At 74.4% G+C, this 6,920-nt stretch carries 8 protein-coding genes; 4 read left to right on the top strand and 4 right to left on the bottom strand.

Features of this window, described 5'->3' with window-relative positions:
- Positions 1–48: 48 nt before the first annotated feature.
- The 3 genes from NT8_RS26335 to NT8_RS26325 all read right to left on the bottom strand — a co-directional run bounded on the left by NT8_RS26335 (position 49) and on the right by NT8_RS26325 (position 3,155).
- A complete protein-coding gene (locus tag NT8_RS26335) occupies positions 49–840 on the bottom strand; it encodes a DUF4097 family beta strand repeat-containing protein (protein ID WP_067975263.1) in 792 nt (263 codons plus the stop codon).
- 86 nt (positions 841–926) lie between these two features.
- A complete protein-coding gene (locus tag NT8_RS26330) occupies positions 927–1,451 on the bottom strand; it encodes a histidine kinase (RefSeq protein ID WP_174549637.1) in 525 nt (174 codons plus the stop codon).
- A gap of 216 nt (positions 1,452–1,667) precedes the next feature.
- A complete protein-coding gene (locus NT8_RS26325) occupies positions 1,668–3,155 on the bottom strand; it encodes an MDR family MFS transporter (RefSeq protein WP_067975259.1) in 1,488 nt (495 codons plus the stop codon).
- 178 nt (positions 3,156–3,333) lie between these two features.
- Here NT8_RS26325 and NT8_RS26320 point away from each other — a divergent pair, with 178 nt between their 5' ends.
- The 3 genes from NT8_RS26320 (at position 3,334) to NT8_RS26310 (ending at position 5,339) form a co-directional block, all read left to right on the top strand.
- Positions 3,334–3,942: a TetR family transcriptional regulator gene (locus tag NT8_RS26320; RefSeq protein WP_084469301.1), complete on the top strand. Its 609-nt coding sequence runs from the start codon at positions 3,334–3,336 to the stop codon at positions 3,940–3,942.
- Positions 3,943–4,062: 120 nt separating this feature from the next.
- Positions 4,063–4,353 (top strand): DUF4287 domain-containing protein, encoded by a 291-nt coding sequence (locus tag NT8_RS26315; RefSeq protein WP_067975253.1) that lies wholly within the window; start codon positions 4,063–4,065, stop codon positions 4,351–4,353.
- 152 nt (positions 4,354–4,505) lie between these two features.
- The gene (locus tag NT8_RS26310; protein WP_067975250.1) at positions 4,506–5,339 is read left to right on the top strand and encodes an alpha/beta fold hydrolase; all 834 of its coding nucleotides are present in this window, start codon (positions 4,506–4,508) and stop codon (positions 5,337–5,339) included.
- Positions 5,340–5,384: 45 nt separating this feature from the next.
- Here the strand turns inward: NT8_RS26310 and NT8_RS26305 are convergent, their stop codons facing one another.
- On the bottom strand, positions 5,385–5,567 hold the full coding sequence (locus tag NT8_RS26305; protein ID WP_067975247.1) for a hypothetical protein: 183 nt from the start codon (positions 5,565–5,567) through the stop codon (positions 5,385–5,387).
- A gap of 404 nt (positions 5,568–5,971) precedes the next feature.
- Between NT8_RS26305 and NT8_RS26300 the strand changes: the two genes are divergently transcribed.
- Positions 5,972–6,865, top strand: a complete 894-nt coding sequence (locus NT8_RS26300; RefSeq protein ID WP_067975244.1) for a glycoside hydrolase family 16 protein — start codon at positions 5,972–5,974, stop codon at positions 6,863–6,865.
- Positions 6,866–6,920: the final 55 nt, after the last annotated feature.

Below are 6,920 nucleotides of genomic sequence, written 5' to 3'. Positions count from 1 at the left end.
CCGTGCCGCCGTAGGCGGCGCGGACGCGTATCGAGGTGGGGGTGGAAGTCAGGCGCGGCGGATGACGATGTCGCCGTAGTCGGTGCGGGCGCGCACCTCGACGGTCTCCTCGTCGGCCCCGGGGCCCTCGGCGGTGTCGAGGGAGTTGCTCACGGCGCCGTGCCGGGAGGCGGCGTCGAGCCAGGCGGCGGTGCCCTCGGCGATGCCGACCTCCACCTCGCCGTGGGAGGTCTCCAGGTCGGCGCGGCCGCGCACGACCTCGCCGATCCGGATGCCGCCGTGGACGGTGCGGACCTCGACGTTGTCCAGCGCGCGATCGGCGGCGATGGCGCCGTGCGCGGACTTGACCCGCAGCCGGCCGGTCACCGCGCCCAGGGTGACGGCGCCGGTGGAGGTGGTGATCGCGGCGGCGCCGTCGACCTCGCCGGCCCGCACCCACCCGTGCGACGTGGTCAGGTCGGCGGTGCCCGCCACCCGGTCCACGGCGATGTTGCCGCTGGAGGCGGTGATCCGGGTGGCGCCGAGGACGCCCGTGCAGCGGAGGCCGGCGTCGCGGACGGCACCCTCCAGGCGCGAGCCCGCCGGCAGGTCGATGGTGACGTCGGCGACGCCCTTGCGCAGGATGCGGCTCAGCCCGGCGGCGGTGTCCCGCACGGTCAGCCGGCCTTCGGCGAACTCGGCCTCGATCTGCTCCGCGGCGCGCAGGTCGGCTTCCTTGTCGGGGTCGCGGGGGCGGATCCGGACGGTGGTCTCGGCGCCGTCGCCGGCGTTGACCTGGACGGTGCCGTAGACCAGGTCGAGGTCGGCGGTGATGGGTCCGGGGGTGGCGAATTTCGGCATGGCTGTCTCCAGGTCATGGTGCTGGTGGGCGTCTCCGCTGGTCGGAGACGTGGTGGTGGTACTGCGCGGACGGGGTGGCGGGTCGGTCAGCGGACCCAGCCGGTGAAGCCGCGGCCGACCTGGCGGCCCGCGCCGCGGCCGGTCCGCCGGGTTCCGCCGAGAGCGGCGGACACGGCGCGGACGAGCCAGGCGTTGACCGAGATGCCGTCGCGGCGGGCGGCGTCCTCGACCTGCGGCTTGAGGCGGTCGGGCAGGCGCAGCGTGATGCGGGACGTGCCGCCGTCGTCGGCGACGGGCGGGAGCGGCGCGGCCTCCGGTTCGGGGCCGTCGTCCGGGCCGTCGTCGGCGGCGCCGAACGGCTCGGGGGCGGACGGCGGCGTCACGATGAAGTCGGGCCGCCCGCCGCGCAGCCGGACCTCGACCGACCCGGGGGCGAGGTCGCGGGTGATCTCGTCGGCGGCGTCGGACAGCGCGTCGAGCAGGGCGAGGCGCGCGGCCGGTTCCAGCGCCGCCACCAGGCGCTCGGCGGCCGCGCGGGTGTCGTCGCCGCCCGCGTCGGCCGCGACGACGAGCTGGCGGCGCAGGCTGTCGACATAGGTCATCAGGTCCATGGCTCCACTATGACGTCATTTTGACGTCAAGTCAAGTCGGTTCATGACGTCAAATGACGCCACTCGTGCCGCCGCGTGACATCACCCGCACAGCAGGCGGACCCATCCGCCCCCGCCCGGCCGCGCCCCCGGAAACGCAGGTGGGCGGGTCCCGGTCGTTCCGGGGCCCGCCCACCTGGGTCGGTGCCGGCCGCCATGTGGCGGCCGGGCAGAGGGTCAGTGCATGGCCGCCGGGGCCGGACCGGAGGTCATGGCCGGGCGGCGGACCAGGAAGGAGAGCCCCGCCGGCACCAGGGCGAGCGCGGCGCCCACCAGGAAGGCCGTGTGGATGCCGTCGGCCTGCGCCGCCACCGGGTCCAGGCCCTCGGCCAGGCCGGCCGCCGTGCCCGTCGACATGAGGGTGATGAAGAGCGCCGTCCCGGCCGCGCCCGCGAGCTGCTGCAGCGTGCTGACGATCGCGCTGCCGTGCGAGTACAGCGACGCGTCGAGCGACCCCAGGGCCGACGTCATCAGCGGCGTCATGACCAGGCCCAGGCCGACGCTCAGGAACACGTGGATGCCCACGATCATGCCCACCGGCGTCTCGGTGCCGAGCAGGGTCATCATGCCGAGGGCGGCGGTGATGACGAACGTCCCCGGGATGACGAGGGGGCGCGGGCCGACCTTGTCGAAGAGCCGCCCGATGAACGGGGCGATCAGCCCCATGGTGAGCCCGCCGGGCAGCAGTACGAGGCCGGTCTCCAAAGTGGACAGGCGCAGGACGCCCTGCAGGTACATCGGCAGCAGGATCAGCGTGCCGAACAGGGCGCCCATGGACACCAGCAGCACGATGACCCCGAGCACGAACGGCCTGCTGCGGAACGTGCGCAGGTCGAGCAGCGCGGCGTCGTTCCGCTGGAGGCGGAGCTGGCGCAGCACGAACGCCACGAACGACGCGGCGCCCACCGCGATGGGCAGCGCCGGCGGCACCGGGGTGTGGCCCTGGGTGGCCTCGCCGATGCTGCTCAGGCCGTAGATGAGGCCGCCGAACGCCGCAGCGGACAGCGCGATCGACGCCAGGTCGAAGCGGACGGCCCGGGGCGTGGTCATGTTCTTCACCAGCACACTGCCGAGGACGAGGCTGAGCACCGCGATCGGCAGGACGACCAGGAACATCCACCGCCAGCCGAGGGCGGACAGGATGAACCCGGAGAAGGTCGGCCCCACGGCCGGGGCGACGGCGATGACGATGGTGATGAGGCCCATGGTGCGTCCGCGCCGCGCGGCGGGGACGAAGTTCAGCACCGTCGTCGTCAGCAGCGGCAGCATCACGGCGGTGCCGCCGGCCTGCACGACGCGGGCCGCGACGAGGACGCCGAACCCGGGCGCGAGTGCGGCCAGGAGCGTGCCGGCGGTGAAGAGCGACATCGCGGCGATGAACACCTGGCGGGTGCTGAAGCGCTGGAGGATCAGCCCGGTGGCGGGGATCACCACCGCCATGGTGAGCATGAACGCGGTGGTCAGCCACTGGGCGGTGGCGGCCGTGACGTCCAGCTCGGCCATGAGGCTCGGCAGCGCGACGCTCATGATCGTCTCGTTGAGGATCACGACGAAGGAGGCCACGAGGAGCAGGCCCAGCACGAGCTTGACCTGCCTGGGCATGGCGTCGTCCGCCGTCCCCGGTGCGGGTCCGGCCTGCGGCGCGGGGGGCTGGTCGACGGTCATTCGCTGCCTTTCTCGATGGGTGCGCGGAGCGGGGCGCGGGTGGTGGTGGAACACGGGTGCCCCGGGGCGCGTTCTCGATGGCGGCGCCCACTTCGGGTGACATGTCCAGATATCTCAGTGCAGGGTACGTCATCAGTGTCAGCTACTGTCAAAACGTTCAGCTGCTATCATTCGCGACATGGCGGACGCAAATGAATTGCGGGAGGTCTCGCGGCGCGCGGTGCGGGCGCGCATCGGCGAGGTCGCCGCGCGCCTGTTCGCCGAGCGGGGCTTCGACGCCACGACCGTGGACGAGATCGCCGACGCCGTCGGCATGTCCCAGCGCACCTTCTTCCGCTACTTCGCGTCGAAGGAGGACGCCGCCCTCGACGACTTCGCGCGGGAGAGCGACGACTTCCTCCACCGGCTCACCGCCCGCCCGGCCGACGAGCCGGAGTGGGACTCCCTGCGCCGGGTGTTCGACGCCGTCGTCGAGCGGCACGCCGACGGCGAACTGCGCCGCCGCTCCCAGCTGGCGCACCGGCTCATCAAGAGCAGCCCGACCCTGCTGGCCGCCTACCTCGAACGCGCCGACCGCCTCCAGCAGCGCCTCCTGGAGGCGCTGCTCGCGCGGGCCGCGGAGAACGGGGAGGAGGCCGACGAGGCGGTGCTGCGCGCCGTCATCGGCGCCGCCTTCGCCTGCCTCCAGGCCACGGTCTCCCGGGCGGCGAGCGCGCCCGAGGCCACCGACCTCGGCGCGCGGCTCGACGCGGTGATGGCCGCCGTCCGCCCGGCGCGCTACGCCTGACGCCTCGTCCGCGCACCACCTGACGGCCTCATCCGCCCGCTGCGGGAAACGTCACACCCCCGGGGCAGGATGTCCGGTGTGAGCGAGCCCACGACCGGGCTCTCCGGAAGGAGCAGGACCATGTCGTTCCAGGCCTACCTCGACGCCGCCGAGGCCAAGACGGGGCGCACCCCGCGCGAACTCGTCGACATCGCCAAGGGCAAGGGCTTCGACGACCCCGAGGTGAAGGCCGGGACCATCATCGCGTGGCTGGCCGACGACTACGGCCTCGGCCGCGGGCACGCCATGGCGCTGGTGCATGTCATCAAGAAGGGGCCGAAGATCGACGCCAAGCACGTCGGCACCTCGGGGTCGCACCGCGACGCCTCCGACACGCTCTGGCTGGACGGCAAGGCCACCCGCCCGGCCTGACCCCGCACGCTCCGGCCCGCACCGGGCGGCCCGCACGGCCGCCGGCGCGGGCCGCGCCGATGCCGCCGCCGCGCGGCCGGAGCCCGGCCGATTCCTTTTCCGCACCGGCCCCGTCACAGGGGCGACGACGGTTCACATCGGAAGGAGACGGCATGGGTGCGGCGGCGAAGAGCGGGGCGGTGCGCGGCGAGGTGGAGTCCCGGGACGGGACGCGCATCGCCTACGAGGCGGCGGGCGACGGCCCGCCGGTGATCCTGGTGGCGTCGGCCCTGGCCGACCGGTCGGACGCCGCCCGGCTGGCCGGGCTGCTGGCGGAGCGGCACACGGTCGTCAACTACGATCGGCGCGGCCGGGGGACCAGCGGCGACACCGCGCCCTACGCGGTGGAGCGGGAGATCGAGGACATCGCGGCGCTGATCGCGCACGTCGGCGGGTCGGCGTCGCTGTTCGGCTGGTCGTCCGGTGCGGTGCTGGCGCTGCGTGCGGCGGCCGCCGGGGCGCCGGTCGACCGGCTCGCCCTGTACGAGCCCCCGTTCGCGGTGGCCGACGGCGCCTTCGCGCCGCCCGCCGGCTTCGCGGCCCGCGTCGACGCCCTCCTCGCGGAGGGGCGGCCGGACGCGGCGGTGCGGTACTTCATGACCGCCGCTCAGGGTATGCCCGCCTTCGCGGTGGCCATGATGCGGCTCATGCCGAAGGCGTGGCGGCAGATGACCGCGATGGCCCGCACGCTGCCCTACGACATCGCGGTCATGGGCGGCACCCAGCGGGGCCGCCCGCTGGACCCCGCCGAGTGGGTCGGCGTGTCGGGGCCGACGCTCGTCCTCACGGGCGGGAAGAGCCCCCAGGGGTTCCACGACGCGGCCCGCGCCCTGGTGGGCGTCCTGGCCGACGCGGAGCACCGCGTGCTTCCCGGGCTGAACCACGGCGCGGTCGCCATGGCGCCCCGGCGCCTCGTCCCCGCCCTCACCGGCTTCCTCGCCCCGTGATCCACCGCCCCGCCCGGCCCCGCCCACCAGGGCGGCCGGGCGGGGTCAGGTGGACGGGGGGTCGTCGTCGGGGCGGGGGGTGGAGAAGACGGCCGAGAGGACGCCGCCGACCCCGCTTCCGATGATGATGCCGAGGGCCAGGTCGTCGATGACCACCCCGATGAGCATGCCCAGGACCACGCCGGCGAGGAGGCCGCCGGGGAAACCGAGCAGGGAGCGGATCGCCATGGGGTTCCTTTCGTTCCTCCCACCCAGGGTGGCGGTCGGGGCACCGCCGCGGCCAGGGGCGATCCGCACCGGTCCGGCATGACAGGTGTCATGCGCGCCCGGCGGGCGCGGAGCCCGTTGCGCCGCCGCGTGCTCCGGCGAGGCGAGAGAGCGCTCTCACAAAGTCCCACTGCACCTCTTGCGGCCGTTTGCGGTGTTAAGTACATTCGATTTCTGCTACCAAGGGTGACGCACTCCTCCCCATCCGTCATCACGCGCGGCGGGTGCGGCCTGCTCCGGCGCCGGTGGCGCGGGCGAGGGTCGACCGGCCGCGCCTCCCCCACCAAGGGTGCCGGCGGCCCGTGTCACCCCGCTCCGGCCTCCGGCCGCGCGCGGGCCCGCGGACACCCGGATCGGTCAGCAGTATGAGCACAGCACCACCCCGCACCCCCCGGCGCCGCGGGCTGCGCGCCGCCGCCCTCGCCTGCGCCGCCGCGACGGCCGCGGCCGGCCTGGTCGCCGCCGCCCCCGGCGCCGCCCCGCCCGCCGCCGCCGCACCCGCCCCCGACGCGGCCGCGCTCGTCTGGTCCGACGAGTTCAACGCCCCGGCGGGCACCGCGCCCGACCCGGCGAAGTGGACCATCGAGGTCAACGGCGACGGCGGCGGCAACGGGGAACTCCAGTACTACGCCGACTCCCGCGAGAACCTGGCGCACGACGGCGCCGGCAACATGGTGATCACCGCCCGCCAGGGCAACCCGGCCGGGTACCAGTGCCACTACGGCCCCTGCCAGTACACCTCGGGCCGGATGAACACCTCCGGCAAGTTCACCCAGGCCTACGGCCGGTTCGAGGCGCGCATCCAGATCCCGCGCGGGCGCGGCGTCTGGCCGGCGTTCTGGATGCTGGGAGACGACTTCGGCCAGGTCGGCTGGCCCAACAGCGGCGAGATCGACATCATGGAGAACGTCGGCCACGAGCCCGCGACCGTCCACGGCAGCCTGCACGGCCCCGGCTACTCCGGCGGGAACTCGGTGACCGGCTCCTACCACCACCCGCAGGGCTGGTCCTTCGCCGACACCTTCCACACCTTCGCCGTCGACTGGACCCCCGACAGCATCACCTGGTCGGTGGACGGCGTGGCCTACCAGACCTTCACCCCGGCCGACACCCGCGGCAACCCGTGGGTGTACGACCACCCGTTCTTCCTGATCCTCAACGTCGCCGTGGGCGGGGCGTGGCCCGGCCCGCCGGACGGCGGCACGGCGTTCCCGCAGCAGATGCGGGTCGACTACGTGCGCGTCTACGACATGGGCTGACCCGCCCGGACCCCGCTCGGCGGGCCGGTCCCCGCCGCGGGCGGGGACCGGCCCA

This window comes from Nocardiopsis trehalosi NBRC 14201, assembly GCF_001552555.1.
Taxonomy (GTDB): Bacteria; Actinomycetota; Actinomycetes; order Streptosporangiales; family Streptosporangiaceae; genus Nocardiopsis_B; species Nocardiopsis_B trehalosi.
The sequence above is the reverse complement of the archived record's forward strand: the minus strand, read 5'-3'. Positions and strand labels throughout refer to the sequence as shown.